General features: G+C 61.8%; 16 protein-coding genes. 10 read left to right on the top strand and 6 right to left on the bottom strand.

Annotated elements, in window-relative coordinates:
- Nucleotides 1-69 precede the first annotated feature (69 nt).
- Nucleotides 70-1,419: an MATE family efflux transporter gene (locus KSS97_RS04360; protein ID WP_217861163.1), complete on the top strand. Its 1,350-nt coding sequence runs from the start codon at nt 70-72 to the stop codon at nt 1,417-1,419.
- Between the two features lie 3 nt (nt 1,420-1,422).
- Here KSS97_RS04360 and KSS97_RS04355 read toward each other — a convergent pair whose 3' ends face one another.
- The 6 genes from KSS97_RS04355 to KSS97_RS04330 form a co-directional block, all read right to left on the bottom strand.
- Nucleotides 1,423-2,220 (bottom strand): DUF4123 domain-containing protein, encoded by a 798-nt coding sequence (locus KSS97_RS04355; protein ID WP_217861162.1) that lies wholly within the window; start codon nt 2,218-2,220, stop codon nt 1,423-1,425.
- Nucleotides 2,217-3,524 (bottom strand): contractile injection system protein, VgrG/Pvc8 family, encoded by a 1,308-nt coding sequence (locus KSS97_RS04350; RefSeq protein WP_198797872.1) that lies wholly within the window; start codon nt 3,522-3,524, stop codon nt 2,217-2,219. Before KSS97_RS04350 ends, KSS97_RS04355 begins: the two co-directional genes overlap by 4 nt.
- A 227-nt stretch (nt 3,525-3,751) precedes the next feature.
- Nucleotides 3,752-5,665, bottom strand: a complete 1,914-nt coding sequence (speA, locus tag KSS97_RS04345) for an arginine decarboxylase (protein ID WP_198797871.1) — start codon at nt 5,663-5,665, stop codon at nt 3,752-3,754.
- 210 nt (nt 5,666-5,875) lie between these two features.
- On the bottom strand, nt 5,876-6,247 hold the full coding sequence (locus KSS97_RS04340; protein WP_217861161.1) for a translation initiation factor Sui1: 372 nt from the start codon (nt 6,245-6,247) through the stop codon (nt 5,876-5,878).
- 171 nt (nt 6,248-6,418) lie between these two features.
- Nucleotides 6,419-6,976, bottom strand: coding sequence for an NUDIX hydrolase (locus tag KSS97_RS04335; protein WP_030138033.1), 558 nt, complete (start codon nt 6,974-6,976; stop codon nt 6,419-6,421).
- A 3-nt stretch (nt 6,977-6,979) separates the two neighbouring features.
- Entirely contained in the window at nt 6,980-8,047 is a 1,068-nt protein-coding gene (locus tag KSS97_RS04330; RefSeq protein ID WP_030138032.1) for a DUF2333 family protein, read from the bottom strand.
- Nucleotides 8,048-8,473: 426 nt separating this feature from the next.
- Here KSS97_RS04330 and KSS97_RS04325 point away from each other — a divergent pair, with 426 nt between their 5' ends.
- From KSS97_RS04325 to fis, 9 genes are all read left to right on the top strand, one after another.
- The gene (locus KSS97_RS04325) at nt 8,474-10,144 is read left to right on the top strand and encodes a response regulator (RefSeq protein ID WP_030138031.1); all 1,671 of its coding nucleotides are present in this window, start codon (nt 8,474-8,476) and stop codon (nt 10,142-10,144) included.
- 52 nt (nt 10,145-10,196) lie between these two features.
- Nucleotides 10,197-12,143: a methyl-accepting chemotaxis protein gene (locus KSS97_RS04320; protein WP_198797869.1), complete on the top strand. Its 1,947-nt coding sequence runs from the start codon at nt 10,197-10,199 to the stop codon at nt 12,141-12,143.
- A gap of 276 nt (nt 12,144-12,419) precedes the next feature.
- On the top strand, nt 12,420-12,872 hold the full coding sequence (aroQ, locus tag KSS97_RS04315; RefSeq protein ID WP_018605716.1) for a type II 3-dehydroquinate dehydratase: 453 nt from the start codon (nt 12,420-12,422) through the stop codon (nt 12,870-12,872).
- A 48-nt stretch (nt 12,873-12,920) separates the two neighbouring features.
- Nucleotides 12,921-13,385: an acetyl-CoA carboxylase biotin carboxyl carrier protein gene (accB, locus tag KSS97_RS04310; protein ID WP_030138029.1), complete on the top strand. Its 465-nt coding sequence runs from the start codon at nt 12,921-12,923 to the stop codon at nt 13,383-13,385.
- A gap of 17 nt (nt 13,386-13,402) precedes the next feature.
- On the top strand, nt 13,403-14,758 hold the full coding sequence (accC, locus tag KSS97_RS04305; RefSeq protein ID WP_030138028.1) for an acetyl-CoA carboxylase biotin carboxylase subunit: 1,356 nt from the start codon (nt 13,403-13,405) through the stop codon (nt 14,756-14,758).
- Nucleotides 14,759-14,948: 190 nt separating this feature from the next.
- On the top strand, nt 14,949-15,827 hold the full coding sequence (prmA, locus tag KSS97_RS04300; protein WP_217861160.1) for a 50S ribosomal protein L11 methyltransferase: 879 nt from the start codon (nt 14,949-14,951) through the stop codon (nt 15,825-15,827).
- 30 nt (nt 15,828-15,857) lie between these two features.
- Nucleotides 15,858-17,084: a DUF3426 domain-containing protein gene (locus KSS97_RS04295; RefSeq protein WP_217861159.1), complete on the top strand. Its 1,227-nt coding sequence runs from the start codon at nt 15,858-15,860 to the stop codon at nt 17,082-17,084.
- Between the two features lie 185 nt (nt 17,085-17,269).
- Nucleotides 17,270-18,277 (top strand): tRNA dihydrouridine synthase DusB, encoded by a 1,008-nt coding sequence (gene dusB, locus KSS97_RS04290; protein ID WP_030138024.1) that lies wholly within the window; start codon nt 17,270-17,272, stop codon nt 18,275-18,277.
- Nucleotides 18,274-18,594, top strand: a complete 321-nt coding sequence (gene fis / locus KSS97_RS04285) for a DNA-binding transcriptional regulator Fis (RefSeq protein ID WP_025211617.1) — start codon at nt 18,274-18,276, stop codon at nt 18,592-18,594. The genes dusB and fis overlap by 4 nt, the downstream gene beginning before the upstream one ends.
- Nucleotides 18,595-18,610 lie beyond the last annotated feature (16 nt).

The following is an 18,610-nucleotide window of genomic DNA, read 5'->3' as shown; positions in this document are numbered from 1 at the left end:
TGAATCCAAGTTCCGCAGGGAACGACCAAACAATAACCCGCTACAATCGCGCTCCATCAAGGAGCCCGCATGTCCAACCTGATCGCCGACTGGCGCGACCGCTTCACCCATCGCCGGGTCTGGGCGGTCGCCGCACCGATGATTCTCTCCAACATTTCCGTGCCGTTGGTGGCGTTGGTCGACAGCACCGTCATCGGCCACTTGCCTCACGCCCATCAACTGGGCGCGGTGGCGGTCGGAGCAAGTCTGTATACGGTCCTGGCGTGGGCCATGGGCTTCTTGCGCATGGGCTCCACCGGGTTCGCCGCCCAGGCCGCCGGTCGGGGTGACGGCGCGGCATTGCGACAGGTCTTGCTGCAAGGATTGCTGCTGGCGATGGGGCTGGCGGTGACGCTCGGGGCTGTCGGGGTGCCCTTGAGCGATGTGGCGCTGCATTTCATGCAGCCGTCGGTAGAACTCAATCAACTGACCCGGGACTTCTTCCACACCCGCCTCTTCGGTTTGCCCGCGGCCCTGGCCAGTTACGCACTGGTCGGATGGTTCCTCGGCGCCCAGAACGCCCGGGCGCCGCTTGCGATCCTGTTGGTGACCAACCTGGTGAACATCGCCCTCAACCTCTGGTTCGTGATTGGCCTGGACTGGGGCGTGGTCGGTTCGGCCCGGGCGTCGGTAATCGCCGAGTGGACCGGTGCGCTAGTCGGCCTGGCCCTGGCGCGCAACACACTGCGCGCCTGGCCGGGGCAAATAGCCTGGGCAGCCTTGGGCTTATGGAAAAGCTGGCAGCCGCTGCTGGCGGTTAACCGGGACATCTTCATTCGCAGCCTGGTGCTGCAATCGGTGTTTTTCCTGATCACGGTGCAGGGCGCGCGCCTGGGGGATGCAACCGTGGCGGCCAACGCCTTGTTGCTGAACGGCCTGCTGCTGACCGCCCATGCACTGGACGGCCTGGCCCATGCTGTCGAAGCGCTGTGCGGCCACGCTATCGGCGCCCGCGATCGTCTGGCCTTGCGCCGTTCGCTGGTGGTCGCTTGCGGTTGGTCCTTGATCGCCAGTGTGGGGTTTGCCCTGCTGTTCCTGCTCGCAGGCCACCTGTTCATCGACCTGCAAACCGACATCGCCGACGTGCGCGACACCGCCTACCGTTACCTGCCTTACCTTGCGGCCCTGCCGCTGATTGCGGTCTGGAGCTATTTGCTCGACGGCCTGTTCATCGGCGCCACCCGCGCTCGGGAAATGCGCAACGGCATGCTCCTGACGTTGTTGCTCACGCTGCCGTTCGCCTGGGTTTTGCAAGGCTTGGGCAATCACGGCTTGTGGATCACCTTCCTGCTGTTCATGTCATTGCGCAGCCTGACCCTGGGTACCGTCGCCTGGCGTTTGCAACGCAGTGACGGCTGGTTCGAACCCCGCAGCACATGATGTTCAGCGATGCTTGCCCTGCCATAGCCGTCGCAGATGATCGAGACGTTCGCGCTGCGACTCACCTGGCAAGCTCGACACTGGCCGGGCGTCAGGGTATTGCAAGCGCAGCCACAGCCAGCCGTCGAGTACAGCCTGTTCGCTGAAGCCAAGGGCCAAGCCCTGCTGCAAATACCCCCAGAGCAACCAATAGTCGCGCCCCGTGGAGCGCGACCATCGCCAGACGTGGCGCTCCAGCAGGCACGCCTGCAACTTGCCCTGCTGCCTGTCGCTGAGACCCTGTTCATTTTCCAATGCCGGCACCGGCAGCCCGGGGTTGGAGAGTTGTTGCCAGCCCTGACACCCCGTCGACCGATCAGCCCAGGTACCGCCGAACCAGCGCAACTGGTTGATCGGCCCCAGCCAGCGACTGAGTTCCCGAGGATCGCAACCATCGAAGAAATAACTGGCGGTATGGGGGTTGTAGTAACTCAGCAAGGCTTTGTGGTGCAGGCCCAGCGTCACCGTCAACATCCTTCGAAGGTGTACCAGGAGATGCTCGGCGGGCGTGGCGGTGAACAACAGCAAACCCGGCCAGGACCGCGCATCCAGATGACACAGGCTGGCCAGCGCAGGCGACTGCCGCAGATCCACCAGCAGCGGACCGTGTGCCCGCAGTCCATGGAATTCGGTATCTTCGAACAGGGCTAAGCGCCGGGCTTCGGCAAATTGCGCCTGCAGACGCGGCGCGGCGTCGGGGGCGTCCGACACGTCGAGCAGTAACCATTGAGGCGCGGGGCCAGGCATGACGGCGGCATTCATGGCGCCGCGTCCGTGACCATGCGGCAGGTGCATATCGACTGGGTACAGTGACTGAAGCGCCCCCCTCCGGGCAGCAGGCAGAGCAGGACCAGCGGCTCACCCTTCTGGATCGCGGAGAGCAACGGCGAATCGACGCCGGGCGGCAAGCGCATGTCCTCCAGCGTTTCGCTCGGAAGCGGGTCGCAGGCAATCTCCGCGCTGGCGGGGGAACCGAGGAAAGCACTGATCAGAGGACGATCCGGATCACCCTCGATGAAGCTCACCAACACCTCGGTGCCCTCGCGGATGCCCTCCACCGCACACCCTGCCAGCTCCGGCGCCAAGGGCAACCAGCAATGGCTGGGGCTGGCACCTTCTCCCTGATAAACCCAGTCGAACTGCACCGCCAGCCGCCCGGCCACCTGTTCTGCCGGAGCCTCGACTTCCACCACCCATCCACGTTGCCGACTCACCATGACAGGTTTTTCGGGAACCCTGCCCGCCACGAACGGCAACCCCCACGGGACGCCCCGAAACTGATTGGTGTACGCCCCACCCTGTCCACGATGTTCAACCTCGGTCAATAACCAACGCTGATTCCACTCTTTATAGGGATGCGCCGTCAACGACAGGATCTGGCCGCCGTACAGATGTGTCAGATCGCTGCTCCCACGAGCGACGAGCCCTCTCGAAGCGTCGATGTCGACCCTGAACGCATGCACTGCCGAAGCCTGTATTCCACTACTGTAAACAGCCTTGCCAGCAGGAGAAGCGCTGCCCACGGTATCGGCGAACACCACGCCGTGTCCGTCTCGGCCCTGCTCGAAATGAAAATGAATGCCCGCTTGGGCGCACACCCGCTGGAGAAACTGCAGGTCGGATTCACGATATTGGGTACAGAAATCCTGCACGGGATAGTCGCGACTCAGGTCCAGGCAAACGTCGCGGCCGTTGATGCCGTGCTCCTTGAGCACCTGGCGGATGATCTGCGGTACCGAGCGTGCGCTGAACACGCGCTGGCTGAAGCGCAGTGCAAGGCATGCCAGCTTCGGCCCGATACGCACGCGGCAACCGATGCCATGTCGGTCTTGCACGAGCTCATGAAGCTGCCCGTGAATGCCTCGACCGGGGGCGCCAAAACTCAACCAGGCGCTTCGGTACAACAGACCCGCCAAATCCAGGGCCGGGTCGCCGGTCAGCACCTGCGCCTCAAAAACGAAGGGCTCGCTGATGGCTTCACTGCCCGTGAAGGCCACGACGACGAAGGGTTCAGGCAGACCGGCTATCTCCAGACGAAATGACAGCTCGCAGGCTGGATCGGACATCGGCGTTTCTCTACAGGAGGGGCGACCGGGCATTCTCGCTGAGAGCCTTGGTCGAGTAGAGAGCTCAAGGACAGATTAGGAAAGGGACTACATGAAATAAGGACCTCGCCCGGTCAAACGCAGCAAAGTACGTAGCCGAATGCGAGAAAAATCCTTCCACGCAAACAATATGGCGAGGGAGCACGCTCCCTCGCCATATTCATTAACGCAACCGCTGCGCGACCCTGTCAGGAAGACAGATAGGACGAACGCGTCAGCCCCAGGCGCAGCGCATCCAGGAATTGCGTGCGCTCGGCGGCGGTGATACGGGCACTGGCGCACTTGTCGCGGTAATGCGTCATCAGCTCCTCCGGCGACAGGTGCACGTAGCGCAGCATGTCTTCGATGGTGTCGTGGGTTTCGATACCGGCGTGATACACGCTACCGTCGGCGTTCTGGTAGATGTTCACCGAGTCGGTGTCGCCGAACAGGTTGTGCATGTCGCCGAGAATTTCCTGGTAGGCACCCACCAGGAAAATACCCAGCAGATAGTCTTCACCCGGATTGAGCGAGTGGACCGGCAAGCTGGTCTCGATGCTCTGTTCGTCGACGTACTGCTTGATCTTGCCGTCGGAGTCGCAGGTCAGGTCTTGCAGCACGGCACGGCGCAATGGCTCTTCGTCAAGGCGATGCAGCGGCAGGATCGGCAACACCTGGCCGATGGCCCAAGTATCCGGCAGGCTCTGGAACACCGAGAAGTTGCAGATGTACTTGTCGGCCAGCTTGTCATTGAGCTCGTCCAGCACCTGGCGGTGCGAGCGCTGACGGGCCTTCAGCGAGTTGTGCAGGCGGCGGCACACAGCGAAGTAGCACTGCTCGGCCAGGGCTTTTTCTGCCAGGGTCAGCTTGCCGTCGGCGTACTGGGCAGCCACATCGCTCATGTAGTGGGTGGCGCGCCAGTAGGTCTCGGTGACCATCTCGATGTCGGTCGGCCCTAACAGGTCCACCAGCCATTGCACGGTTTCCGGCAGGCTTTCCTTGTTTTCGATCACCGGCACGTCATCGTGATGTTTCTCGACGTCGGTCACCTGCACCACCAGCATGGCGTGGTGGGCGGTCAGCGAGCGGCCACTTTCGGAGAAGATGTGCGGATGCGGCAGGCTCTGGGCATCGCAGAACTCCTTGAGCATGCCCACCACGACACCGGCGTAATCGTCCATGTCGTAGTTGATCGAGCTGGCGTTGCGCGAGTGCGTACCGTCGTAGTCCACGCCCAGGCCACCGCCGACGTCGATGTGATCCACCGGCAGGCCAAGGTTGCGCAGCTCGCCGTAGTAACGGATCGCTTCCTTGAAGCCATGTTGGTAGTCCGCCAGGTTGGCGATCTGCGAACCCATGTGGAAATGCAGCAGGCGAATACCCTGGTCCAGGCCGGCGTCGCGGAAGCGCTCAACCACCGAAAGCAACTGCGCGGCCGACAAGCCGAACTTGGATTTTTCGCCACCGGTATCAGCCCACTTGCTCGACGCCAGGGACGACAGGCGCACCCGCAGGCCCACCTGTGGCTTGACCTTGAGCGAGGCAGCTTCTTCGATCACCAGGCCCACTTCGGATTCTTTTTCAATCACGATGAAGACATTGTGGCCGAGCTTCTGGCCCATCAGCGCGAGGCGGATGAACTCACGGTCCTTGTAGCCGTTGCAGACGATGGTCCCGCCCTTCGGCGCCAGGGCCAGCACCGCCAACAGCTCGGGCTTGGAGCCAGCCTCAAGGCCGATGGAGACGTTCTGGGTCGCGATGATGTTCTCGATCACCGCTTCCTGCTGGTTCACCTTGATCGGATAGAGCGCGGTGTACTGGCTCTGGTATTCCAGGCGCGCGATGTTGCTGTCGAACGCGCCGGTGAGCTGACGCACCCGGTCTTGCAGGATGTCGGGGAAGCGCACCAGCAAGGGCAGCGAAAGGCCGCTCTGGCGCAGCTGGTCGACTTGCTCGTACAAATCGATAGGCGAGCTGTCGGGGCCATTCGGACGGACTTCGACGCGACCGGCTTCATTGATCGCGAAATACCCGGCCCCCCAATGGCGAATCCCGTAAACACTGCGACTGTCCGCAACTGTCCATTGGCTGCCATCGTCTTTGCGTGTGCGTCGTACGGACATCGAAGTCCCCTATAAAGAAGTCAAAATGCACCATCCGGTCGGAGGCTGGCGCAGTCTAGAGAATGGAAATGACGATTTGCCTGCAAGCAAGGTAGACCCTGCCCGCAGCGCTGAGTTTAAAACCCGTTCAGAACAGGCTCTGTGAAAACCATGCGGGCGACTGGCGAACCGGGGGTTCGGATCAAGCCGGGGTGGTTTTCACAGAGGCTGCTAGCCGCCGGATTTCTTTGCCTTGAAGCCGTGTTTGGTGAGTTCCGCCAACAGCAGCTCGACGTGATCGCCCTGGATCTCGATGACGCCGTCCTTCAACGCGCCTCCCGTGCCGCAACGTTTCTTCAACGTCGTCGCCAGTTCCTTGAGGGCGTCTTCGGCCAGCGGCACGCCAGTAATCGTAGTCACTGTCTTGCCACCGCGACCTTTGCTTTCGCGGCGCACGCGCGCGATACCGTCGCCGGCGGGAATGGCGGTCTGTTTGCAGATGCAGGCATCCACCGGCTGGCGGCAATCAGGGCAATGACGACCGGCGTCGGTAGAAAATACCAGGCCGCCCAGGGCGGCGAAGGATGCGGCTTTTTTGGCCACCGGCAATCCTCTTGGGAGGACAAAGACTGGTCGAGGGGCGAAAGTGCCTCGACCGCGAAGCCCCACTCAGGCAGGGGCAGCGCAACTGGGCCGAACGATGTCGGCCAAGCTTGAAAAGTCGCGCAGTGTAACGACAAAAAGGCGACTTGCTAAGGGCCAATCGGCGCCAATTTACAGCTTCTTTGCGACACCGCCCTCCCGGGCTCGCAAATAACGTCCGAGCGCCGCCAGGGAGTCCGGGCAATAAGGCTTGTGGCGGATTTCCTCCAGCACCTGTTCGACGGGCAAAAAACGCGCCTCCAGCACTTCTTCCGGCTGCAGGATCAACGGACCGTCCCACACGGCCGAAAACGCCGAGCACCACAAGCGACTGCCGGTGTCCTCGAAATAGAAATGGTCATGGGCAACCAGATCCACCCCGCTTACACCCAGTTCCTCCTCAAGCTCACGGGCTGCCGACTCGGCGTAGGTCTCGTGCGCCTGCACCATGCCACCGGCCGCGACGTCCCAATAGCCGGGATAGATGGCTTTGCTCAACGTCCTGCGATGAACGCACAAGTCACCGGCCGAATTGAACAGCATGATGTAGGTGCCGCGTCCGATCAGGCCGCGCTCGCGCAAGTCCGAACGCACCAGGCTGCCGAGCAGGTTGTCATGCTCATCGACCCAAGCGATCAGCTCGGCATCCGAGGCCGCTCGGTGAGCGACCTCCCGGGTGCTTTCGTCCATCGGTCAGCCCTGGTTCAGCAATTGCCGCAAGTCGATTACCGCTGCGTTGGCGCGGGAGATGTAATTGGCCATGACCAGCGAATGGTTTGCCAACACACCGAAACCGCTGCCGTTGAGGATCATCGGGCTCCAGACCGGTTCCTGGGAAGCCTCAAGCTCGCGAATGATCTGCCGCACACTGACCGTGGCGTTTTTCTTCGCCAATACATCGGCGAAATCCACTTCAATGGCGCGCAGCAAATGGGACAGCGCCCAAGCCTGGCCACGTGCTTCATAGAACACGTTATCGATTTGCAGCCATGGCGTCTCGACCACTTCTTCATCCACCTGCGGTACCTGGCCTGGAGCCGGGACCTCGGTTTTCAGCGAAGTGTTGAGCTTCACCCGGCCCACGCTGGCAGACAACCGCTGGGACAGCGAGCCCAGGCGAGTGCCGACATCGCCCAGCCAGTTGTTCAGGTTGTCGGCGCGGGCATAGAACAAAGCGCTCTTTTGGGCCGGATCGGAGAGACGCGCCTGATAACGGCTCAGGGAATTGATGCCTTCCTGGTATTCCGACTCACTGGAGGGCAGCACCCAACTGCGGTTGTCGAAGTTGAAGCGCGGCTCGGCCTTGGCAAGGTCGGCGTCCTCTGCGGACTGCGATTGGGAACGGGCGAAATCCTTGCGCAGGGCGCGACTCAAGTCGCGAACCTGGACCAGGACGCCGTATTCCCAACTCGGCATGTTGTCCATCCACAGGCCTGGGGGGAAACGGTCGTTGGAGATGTAGCCGCCCTGCTTGGTCAGCAAAGTTCCGGCCACGGTCTTGAGGGTTTCGACGGTGGTGTAGCCGACCACCATTTGTTTGCCATCCTTCTCGGCCGCTGCCTGGGCATTCTGCTGCACCGGAAACAGCGCAGGCTCCTGGCTCCAATACCAACCCACCGCAATGGTCACCAGCAAATAGAGACCGATGAGCGTGGCCAGTGCCCGGCTGAAAAACAGCCCGCCCAGGTAGCTGCGGGTGTCCGATTTCGGCTCGGCGGCGCGTTCAGGCGCGCTGCCCGCGCGGTTTTTCCAGTCCAGCATGGCGATGTCCCTTCAATCACTTGAGTTCACGGTTCGACCACAACCTTACATCAACGTGCCTTGGCCGGCATCCGTCGTTGGGCTTATCGGAGAATTACCACCAGGAAGCCAAGTGACTCCTAAGGGTTTCCCTTAACTCTGCCGGCCGAAAATTCAGGGCGGTCATCTCCACATACGCCTGCGTGCGGGCAGATCGGTTCTTTTTACACAGCGGAGCAGGCATGCAAATAGGATCCAAAAAACCGCTGCACCTGTTGATTTCAGGGCATTGAAGGACAGAGGCCAGCCGATTGAAAACCGCTCGGTCAGAAACTGAATGGCATCTCTTGGCAGTTTATTGACGTACGACACTCATGTAAGGGAAAAGAGGTGCTAGCATAGAGCCACCAGTCGATCTCAGCATGCCCCCTAACTAGTAGTCAGGATATGACCGAGTCAGAAGACCCCAGCCGTGAGCGCCTCAAGCACCACTTTGCCCAGCGGGTAATTCACCAGGCTCGCCAGATCCTCGAGATATGGCAGCGCCTGCAACGCAGCGAGTGGTCGAGTAACGACCTGTCCGAGCTCAGCGAAGCCAATTTGCGCCTGCTGCGCTTTGCCGAGCGTTTCGAACAGCCCGAGCATTGCCAGCTCGCCCAAGGCATCAGCCAGTCGCTGCAGGCGGTGGACGCCAATCGTGGGCGCCTCAGCAGCCATTTGATCACCGAGATCAATCGCTTGATGCAACGCCTGTCCCGCACCGGCCTGCGCCACGGCGACCAGCTCGAGCAGACCTTCTTGCCGCCGCTGCGCAAGCCGATCTACGTGATGCTGCAAGACCACGACCGCGCCGAACGGCTGGCCAAGCAACTGGAATTCTTCGGCCTCAGTGCCCAGGCGCTGGACAGTGTCGCGGCGTTCCGGGCCTCGATGATCGAGCGCCTGCCCGCGGCGATCGTCATGGATGTGGATTTCAGCGGCCCCGGCGCGGGCCTGACCTTAGCGGCCCAAGCCCAGGAAGGACTCGACCAGGCCATTCCATTGCTTTTCTTCAGCCTGCTCGAAACCGACACACCCACCCGCCTGGCAGCGGTGCGCGCCGGTGGCCAGGAATTTCTCACCGGCACGCTCGAAGCCTCGAGCCTGTTGGAAAAGATCGAAGTGCTGACCTGCGTCGCCCAGTACGAACCTTATAAAGTGCTGATCATCGATGACTCCCGCGCCCAGGCCTTGCACACCGAGCGCCTGCTCAACAGCGCAGGCATCGTCACCCGCACACTCATCGAGCCGATCCAGGCCATGGCCGAACTGGCGGATTTCCAGCCCGACCTGATCATTCTCGACATGTACATGCCCGCCTGCACCGGCACGGAACTGGCCAAGGTGATTCGCCACAACGACCGCTATGTCAGCGTGCCGATCATCTACCTGTCCGCCGAAGACGATCTGGACAAGCAGCTCGACGCCATGAGCGAAGGCGGCGATGACTTCCTGACCAAACCGATCAAGCCCCGGCACCTGATCACCACAGTGCGCAACCGCGCAGCCCGGGCGCGCAATCTCAAGGCGCGGATGGTCCGCGACAGCCTCACCGGCCTCTACAACCACACCCACATCCTGCAATTGCTCGAAGACTGCAGCTTCCGCGCCCGCCGCGAGGGCAAGCCGCTGAGCTTCGCGATGCTGGACATCGATCATTTCAAGCGAGTCAATGACAGCCACGGCCACCCCATGGGCGACCGGGTGATCAAGAGCCTGGCGCTGTTTCTCAAACAGCGGCTGCGCAAGACCGATTTCATCGGGCGCTATGGCGGCGAAGAATTCGCCATCGTCATGCCCGATACCGACATCGATGCGGCCTGCAAGGTACTGGACGAAATCCGCCAGCGTTTTGCCGAAATCCATTACCCAGCCCAACCGCAAGACCTGTGGTGCACTTTCAGCGCCGGGGTGGTGGAGATGAGCGAGGAGTCCGACAGCCTGATGATGGCCAGCCAGGCGGACGAAGCGCTGTACCGCGCCAAGCACGCAGGGCGCAACCGGGTACAGAGCGCCAGGCAATCAAAGCAAAGTGCCACCTTTTCATCGGAATCCACCGATTCGGTCATAAACGTGTAACGTAAACGCAATAACTTCAGGCACTTACGATTCTGCCCCCGGTAGACCCTTGATGCGCCTGAAGCTGCTGACCAATCTCAACACCCTTCTTTTAGTTGCCGTGTGCCTTGGCCTTGGCGCCACCCTTTGGTGGTCGCAGATCGCCTTGGAACGTCCGTATCTACTCATGGAACGCTACCTGGGCCTGTCGCGGCAGTTCCAGGGCGAAGTGGCACGCAACATCGAGGATTACCTGGCCAGCGGCGACGCCCTGCGCCTCAGCGCGGCCACCCAAGCGCTGGAAAGCTTGCAAAACGAACTGGACCAGTTCCCCCCGGACCTGGCCAAGACCCTGCGCCCGAGCCTGGCGAACCTCGACAGCTTCAGCAAGACCGACCTGCTGGGCGCCGGCAAATTGGCCGGCGACCCCCAGGCCCTGTTGTTGCAAGCCGAACGGGAACTGAGCGCCAGCCTCGATCAGTTGGCCCAGTACGCCAACGGCGCGCCCGCTTATCTGCCGCCGCTGTTCGCCGCGTCGCAGCATCTGGGCCGGTTGTCCCTCACCCGAGACAAACTCGTCAGCAGTGGCCGTAGCGAATTGGCCGCCGACGTCGAAAGGGAACTTGCCAGTATCCGCGCCCAGGCCCAACAGCTCGATAGCCTGCCATTGCTCGGCGTCACCGCCAGCAGCGAATCGGGCAGTGATGATTTCGCCGCCATGATGGGTTTGGAGTCCCAGGAAAAGGTCGCTACCGAAGACGCCGGTATCGCGCTCAAGCGTGAGCTCAACAGCCTGCTCGGACGTTACCCGGCGGAACTGGCCCGCACCCGCGAATTGATTCAGAAACGCACCGAACTGAGCGATGCTTCGCACCTGAAAACCACCAATGTACAACAAGCGATTGATGCCATGGAGCCCGCGGTGCGCGCCCAGCACGGACGAATCCAGGGCGAGGTGCGCATGATCCAGGGCGTGATGATCGGCCTGATCCTGCTGATCGCACTGCTGATCGATACCCTGCAGCGGCGCCTGGCCCGGACGTTGACCCGCCTCGCTCCAGCCTTGTCGACTTGGGCAGAAGGAGATTTCAGCGGCGATATCCACGTGGGTGCCAGCAACCGTGAACTGAAGGATATCGAAGCCTCTCTCAACCGCCTGCGGGCTTATCTGGTGGACTTGGTGGGCGCCATCCGCCAGAACGCCGAGCAAGTGGCCGGCAGCAGCCGGGCCTTGGCCGAACTGAGCGGCGAGCTGCACAGCGGCGCCGAACACCAGGCGGGCGATACCGCGATGATTCGTGATTCCCTCAGCGAACTCGAGGCAACCATCCAACAGGTGGCCGGCGACGCCAGCCAGGCCGCCGATGCCAGTCGCAGCGCCGGGAATGCGGTGGAGCACGGGCAGAAAGTCATCGGCCAGAGCCTCGCCGGCCTCCATGCGCTGGTGGGCGAGGTGCAAGGCAACGCGCAGATGATCGAACAACTGGCCGAGGAATCGGCGACCATTGGCGGCGTGCTGACGGTCATTCGCTCGATTGCCGACCAGACCAACCTCTTGGCCCTCAACGCCGCCATCGAAGCCGCCCGCGCCGGGGAGATGGGCCGCGGCTTTGCGGTGGTGGCCGAGGAAGTCCGCTCCCTGGCCCAGCGCACGGCTGGCGCCACCTCGGAAATCCAGGCGCTGATCGCCCGCTTGCAACTGGCCGCGCGCCAGTCGGTGGACGGCATGCGTGCCCAGGTCGAACACGCCGAAGCCACCGCCAACCAGGCACAAGCGGCCGACGGCGCGCTGGACACCATTGTCGGCGCCATCCAGACCATCGCCGATACGGCCGTGAGAATCGCCGATGTCACCGCCCAGCAAAGCGACGCCGTCAGCGAGATCCGCGACCACAGCGAGCGGATACATCAATTGGGTGGAGACAATCTGCAGCGCATCGGCCAAGGGCGAGAACAGGGCGACAACTTGCTGGTGCTCGGCGGACGGCTGCATACCGCGGTGCAGGCGTTTCGGGTGTGACTTCAACAAACACCACACATCCATTGTGGGAGCGAGCCTGCTCGCGAAAGCGGTGGGTCAGTTAGCCACGATTTTAACTGTGCAGCCGTCTTCGCGAGCAAGCCCGCCTACAGGGTTCGGCTTCCAACCGTATGACCGGATCAGAGACCCCGGTCATAAATTTCGCGCAAACATCGGTCAACGTGTTGGCTATTGCCGAGAACTGGACAGTCATTAAGGCTTTGCGGCATAGTCTCCGGGTTCTGACACCTGCTCACAGATAACAAGGAACAGCAGATGGCGACCCTCTTGGTCCTGCACGGACCCAACCTGAACCTGCTGGGCACCCGCGAACCGGGCGTCTACGGCGCGGTGACACTGGCCCAGATCAACCAGGACCTGGAGCAGCGGGCCCGCAATGCCGGCCACCATTTGCTCTATCTGCAAAGCAACGCCGAATATGAACTGATCGACCGCATCCATGCCGCGCGTGGCGAAGGCGTGGATTTCATTTTGATCAATCCAGCAGCTTTTACACACACAAGTGTCGCATTACGTGACGCGCTGCTGGCGGTGAGCATCCCATTCATCGAAGTGCATTTATCCAACGTGCACAAACGCGAACCCTTTCGCCATCACTCCTACTTCTCGGATGTAGCGGTGGGAGTGATCTGCGGCCTTGGCGCCAGCGGTTACCGACTGGCCCTGGAGGCTGCTCTAGAGCAGCTTGAAAAACAGGCAACAGCTTGAACAACAAGCGTTAAACGCCCCTGACCGACCCTTGGGAGTTGATGATTCATGGATATCCGTAAAGTTAAGAAATTGATCGAATTGCTGGAAGAGTCCGGCATCGACGAGCTCGAGATCAAGGAAGGCGAAGAGTCCGTACGCATCAGCCGCCACAGCAAGACCCCGGCCCAGCAGTTCTATGCACCGGCCCCGATGCAAGCCCCGGCTGCCGCACCGGCTCCGGCCGCCGCGCCAGTAGCCGCTGCAGCACCAGCCGCACCTGCGGCGCCAGCGCTGAACGGCACCGTGGCTCGTTCGCCAATGGTGGGTACGTTCTATCGCAAGTCCTCGCCATCCTCGCCGTCCTTCGTTGAAGTCGGCCAGACCGTGAAGAAAGGCGACACCCTGTGCATCGTCGAAGCCATGAAGATGATGAACCACATCGAAGCTGAAACCAGCGGTGTGATCGAATCCATCCTCGTTGAAGACGGCCAGCCGGTTGAGTACGACCAACCGCTGTTCACCATCGTTTGAACCGCGGAGAGCCTTTGATGACTGCGAAGTTGGAAAAAGTTCTGATCGCTAACCGCGGTGAGATCGCCCTGCGGATTCTGCGTGCCTGCAAAGAGATGGGCATCAAGACCGTCGCCGTTTACTCCAAGGCCGACAAAGAACTGATGCACCTGGGCCTGGCGGACGAATCCGTCTGCATCGGTCCGGCGTCGGCTGCGCATTCCTACCTGCACATCCCGGCGATCATCGCCGCCGCCGAAGTGACCGGCGCCACCGCCATTCACCCTGGCTACGGTTTCCTGGCGGAAAACGCCGACTTCGCCGAACAGGTCGAAAACTCCGGCTTCGCCTTCATTGGTCCGAAAGCCGACACCATCCGCCTGATGGGCGACAAGGTTTCGGCCAAGCACGCCATGATCGCTGCCGGCGTACCGACCGTTCCGGGTTCCGACGGTCCGCTGCCTGAAGACGAAGAAACTGCTTTGCGCATTGGTCGCGAAGTCGGTTATCCGGTGATCATCAAGGCCGCTGGCGGCGGTGGTGGTCGCGGCATGCGTGTGGTGCACAAGGAAGAAGACCTGATTTCCTCGGCCAAACTGACCCGCTCCGAAGCAGGCGCGGCGTTCGGCAACCCGATGGTTTATCTGGAAAAATTCCTGACCAACCCACGTCACGTCGAAGTCCAGGTACTGTCCGACGGTCAAGGCCATGCCATCCACCTGGGCGACCGCGATTGCTCGCTGCAACGTCGTCACCAGAAGGTCCTCGAAGAAGCACCGGCACCGGGCATCGACGAGCAGGCTCGCCAGGAAGTCCTGGCTCGCTGCGTCAAGGCCTGTATCGACATCGGCTACCGTGGCGCCGGCACCTTCGAGTTCCTCTACGAAAACGGTCGTTTCTATTTCATAGAAATGAACACCCGTGTTCAGGTCGAGCACCCGGTTTCGGAAATGGTCACCGGTATCGACATCGTCAAGGAGATGCTCAGCATCGCCGCCGGCAACAAGCTGTCGTTCACCCAGGATGACGTGGTCATCCGCGGTCACTCGCTGGAGTGCCGGATCAACGCCGAAGACCCGAAGACCTTCATGCCGAGCCCAGGTACCGTCAAGCATTTCCACGCACCAGGCGGCAACGGCGTTCGCGTCGATTCGCACCTGTACAGCGGTTATGCGGTTCCGCCGAACTACGACTCGTTGATCGGCAAGCTGATCACCTACGGGGCGACCCGTGACGAAGCCATGGCGCGCATGCGCAATGCGCTGGACGAAATCGTGGTAGACGGGATCAAGACCAACATCCCGCTGCACCGCGACCTCGTCCGCGACGAAGGCTTCTGCAAAGGTGGCGTCAACATCCATTACCTGGAACACAAGCTGGGTAACCAGCACTGATGTTTCAAAGGATGTAAAAAAGACCCTGGTCCGTTTTGGCCCGGGGTCTTTTTTTGTGTGCTTCACGATACGCATCCACCCCTTCGGACAGCACACGACTCGCTTATCCACTTTGATGACGACCTGGCGTACACTGCGCGCCTTTGCAGCTGCGCGCTGCCCCCTGTCGATTTTTTCAAAGGTGCCCGCCATGCCTTGGCTGCAAGTACGCCTGGCCATCAGCCCGGAACAAGCCGAAACCTACGAAGATGCGTTCCTTGAAGTCGGTGCCGTGTCGGTGACTTTCATGGACGCCGAAGACCAGCCGATCTTCGAGCCTGAGCTCAATACCACCCCACTGTGGTCCCACACCCACTTGCTGGCGTTGTTCGAAGGCGGCACCGAGGCGGCCAGCGTGCTCGCCCACCTGGCGCTGCTGACCGGCAGCCCGTTGCCCGAGCATCACAGCGAAGTGATCGAAGACCAGGATTGGGAACGCAGTTGGATGGATAACTTCCAGCCGATGCGTTTCGGCCAGCGCCTGTGGATCGTGCCGAGCTGGCATGCCGCGCCGGAGCCTGACGCGGTGAACCTGCTGCTGGACCCGGGCCTGGCGTTCGGCACCGGCACCCACCCCACCACCGCGCTGTGCCTGGAATGGCTCGACGGCCAGGACCTCAAGGGCTGCAATGTGCTGGACTTCGGCTGCGGCTCGGGAATCCTGGCCATCGCCGCACTGCTGCTGGGCGCCAAGGAAGCGGTCGGCACCGACATCGATGTCCAGGCCTTGGAAGCATCCCGCGACAACGCCGGGCGCAACAACATTGCCGAAGATCTGTTCCCGCTGTACCTGCCGCAGGATCTGCCGAACGTGCAGGCCGACGTACTGGTGGCCAACATTCTTGCTGGCCCGCTGGTGTCGCTGGCGCCGCAATTGTCGGGCCTGGTCAAGCCCGGCGGACGCTTGGCGTTGTCGGGCATCCTCGCCGAACAGGGCGAAGAAGTCGCCGCCGCTTATGCTGCGGACTTTGACCTGGACCCGATCGCCAATCGTGATGGCTGGGTGCGCATCACCGGACGTCGGCGCTAGAATGGCCGCCTGTATCAACCGGATTGCCGCATGACCGACAGCTTCGTCACCCAGTGCCCGCATTGCCACACCAGTTTTCGCGTCAGCCATGCTCAATTGAGCGTGGCCCGCGGGGTGGTTCGCTGTGGCTCGTGCCTGCAAGTGTTCAATGCCGCGCGGCAACTGCTGGAGCAACGCACGGGCAATAACGGCGCGCCCCCCCTGGCTCCACCCCCCAAGCCTGCCGTGGACGCACCGCCCCGCGCCATCAGCCAGAAACAATGGACCGCCGCCGAGCTGGACCTCGAGGACCTGGACAAGGAACTGGCTCGCCTGGAAAGGCGTGACAAGCGTGCTCCGGACTCTTTCGGACGACGCCGGGAAGACAACCTGAGTGCCCAGCGCGAGCATCCCTCGAACGAGCAGGAGCCATGGGTCGACGGCCTGTACAGCGAATCCCCCATCGAACGCGCAGAAACCGCGATCCAGCCGCCTGTCGAGCCGTTCGAGCCCCACGAACCCGCGCGGCCGCCGCGCACCGAGCCATCCTTGTCGCTTGCCCTTGAACCGCTGGAGCCGGACGATACGCCTGTCGCCGTGCTAAGCCTCGCGCCGGATGACGAGCCTCACGAACATCTCGAACGCCTTTCAGCCACTGACGACCTGGACGACGAACCGGAGCCACTGGCAGCGTCATCCAGGAAACGCGAGCGCCAGGAGCCCGGCATACGCGCCGAAGCCCTTCAGGACCTGGACGATGACCCGCTACAACTGGATTGGCGCAAGCGCCGTTCGCCCTGGGGGCGACGCCTGCTCTGGAGCCTATTGATACTGCTGGGGGCCGCAGCCCTGGCCGGTCAGTACATTGCCTACCACTTCGAGGAACTGGCCCGCCAGGACCAGTATCGTCCATGGTTCCTGCAAATCTGTCCGGCCATTGGCTGCGACGTTCCGTCCAAGGTCGACATCGCCAAGATCAAGAGCAGCAACCTGGTGGTGCGCAGCCATCCGGAATTCAGCGGCGCGCTGATTGTCGATGCGATCATCTACAACCGCGCGCCCTTCTCCCAGCCCTTCCCGCTGCTGGAACTGCGCTTCGCCGACCTCAACGGCCACCTGATCGCCAGCCGGCGCTTCAAGCCCGGCGAATACCTGGGCGGCGACCTTGAAGGCCTGGGGGAAATGCCACCGCAGACGCCGATCCATATCGCGCTGGACATCCTGGACCCTGGCCCGAAAGCGGTGAACTACAGCCTGAGCTTCCATTCGCCTGAATGAGACGCGCCAGGGTCGGTCCGTTGACGGCAGCTTTCTGACTCACCCCGCCCGGACCAAACCGCTGGCGATAACAAAATAGCTGTTCAGATTTTATCCAATTCGACCTTTATCCAGTCATCGAGAGCGGGTATCATGCCAACCCTTTTTCGAAGTCTCATGATCCGGCCCCACTTCAGGGAAGTCCTATGTCGGCGGTACGCATCGGCCCTTATACATTGCAGAACGGTCTGGTCCTCGCCCCCATGGCGGGCGTCACCGACCAGCCCTTTCGTCAGTTATGCAAACGATTGGGTGCCGGTCTCGTGGTGTCGGAAATGGTGACCAGCGACATGAGTTTGTGGAACACCCGCAAGTCGCGCCTGCGCATGATTCACGAAGGTGATCCCGAGCCGCGCTCGGTACAGATCGCCGGGGGTGATGCGCAGATGCTCGCGGAAGCGGCCCGGGCCAACGTAGAGCTGGGGGCGCAGATTATCGACATCAACATGGGCTGCCCGGCAAAAAAGGTCTGTAACAAAGCCGCAGGCTCGGCACTGTTGAAGGACGAAGCGCTGGTCACCGAGATCCTGCAGGCGGTTGTCGCCGCAGTTGATGTGCCGGTGACCCTGAAGATCCGCACCGGGTGGGACCGGGAGAACAAGAACGGCCTGACGGTGGCGAAGATCGCCGAACAGGCAGGCATCACGGCGCTGGCGGTCCATGGCCGCACCCGTGCCGACCTGTACACCGGCGAGGCCGAGTACGACACCATTGCCGCGATCAAGCAGGCGGTGTCGATCCCGGTCTTTGCCAATGGCGATGTCGACTCGCCCGAGAAGGCCCGGTTCGTGCTGGACGCGACCGGTGCCGATGGCCTGTTGATCGGCCGGGCCGCCCAGGGGCGGCCATGGATTTTTCGTGAAATCGAACACTATCTGCGCACCGGCGAAAAGCTCGCTGCGCCGTTGTTGTCCGAGGTGGAACGTATTCTGCTAGAGCATCTGGCCGCGCTGCATGCCTTCTATGGAGAAGTCATGGGCGTACGCATCGCTCGCAAGCATGTGGGCTGGTATCTCGCAACCCTGCCGGGCGCCAGGGAGTTTCGCGCCCGTTTCAATCGTTTGGATGGTACGCAAGCACAATGCGCCGACGTTCAGGCGTTCTTCGCCGAACGTTACAAGAGCCTGACAGGGGACGAAGGGGTGGCCGCATGACGATGATGACCGAGACTTTAGTGAGTGGAATAACACCCGTGAGCGACAACGTGAATTTGAAACAGCACCTCAACACGCCCAGCGAAGAAGGCCAGACCCTTCGCGGGAGTGTCGAGAAAGCGCTGCACAATTATTTCGCCCACCTTGAGGGCGCTGCCGTCACGGATGTGTACAACCTGGTGCTTTCCGAAGTCGAGGCGCCTCTGCTCGAAAGCGTGATGAACTACGTCAAGGGCAACCAGACCAAGGCCAGTGAGCTGCTGGGCCTGAACCGCGGCACCCTGCGCAAGAAACTCAAGCAGTACGATCTGCTGTAAGCATTCAATCAAACCA

It is taken from the genome of Pseudomonas alvandae (assembly GCF_019141525.1).
Lineage (GTDB): Bacteria > Pseudomonadota > Gammaproteobacteria > Pseudomonadales > Pseudomonadaceae > Aquipseudomonas > Aquipseudomonas alvandae.
The sequence above is the reverse complement of the archived record's forward strand: the minus strand, read 5'-3'. Positions and strand labels throughout refer to the sequence as shown.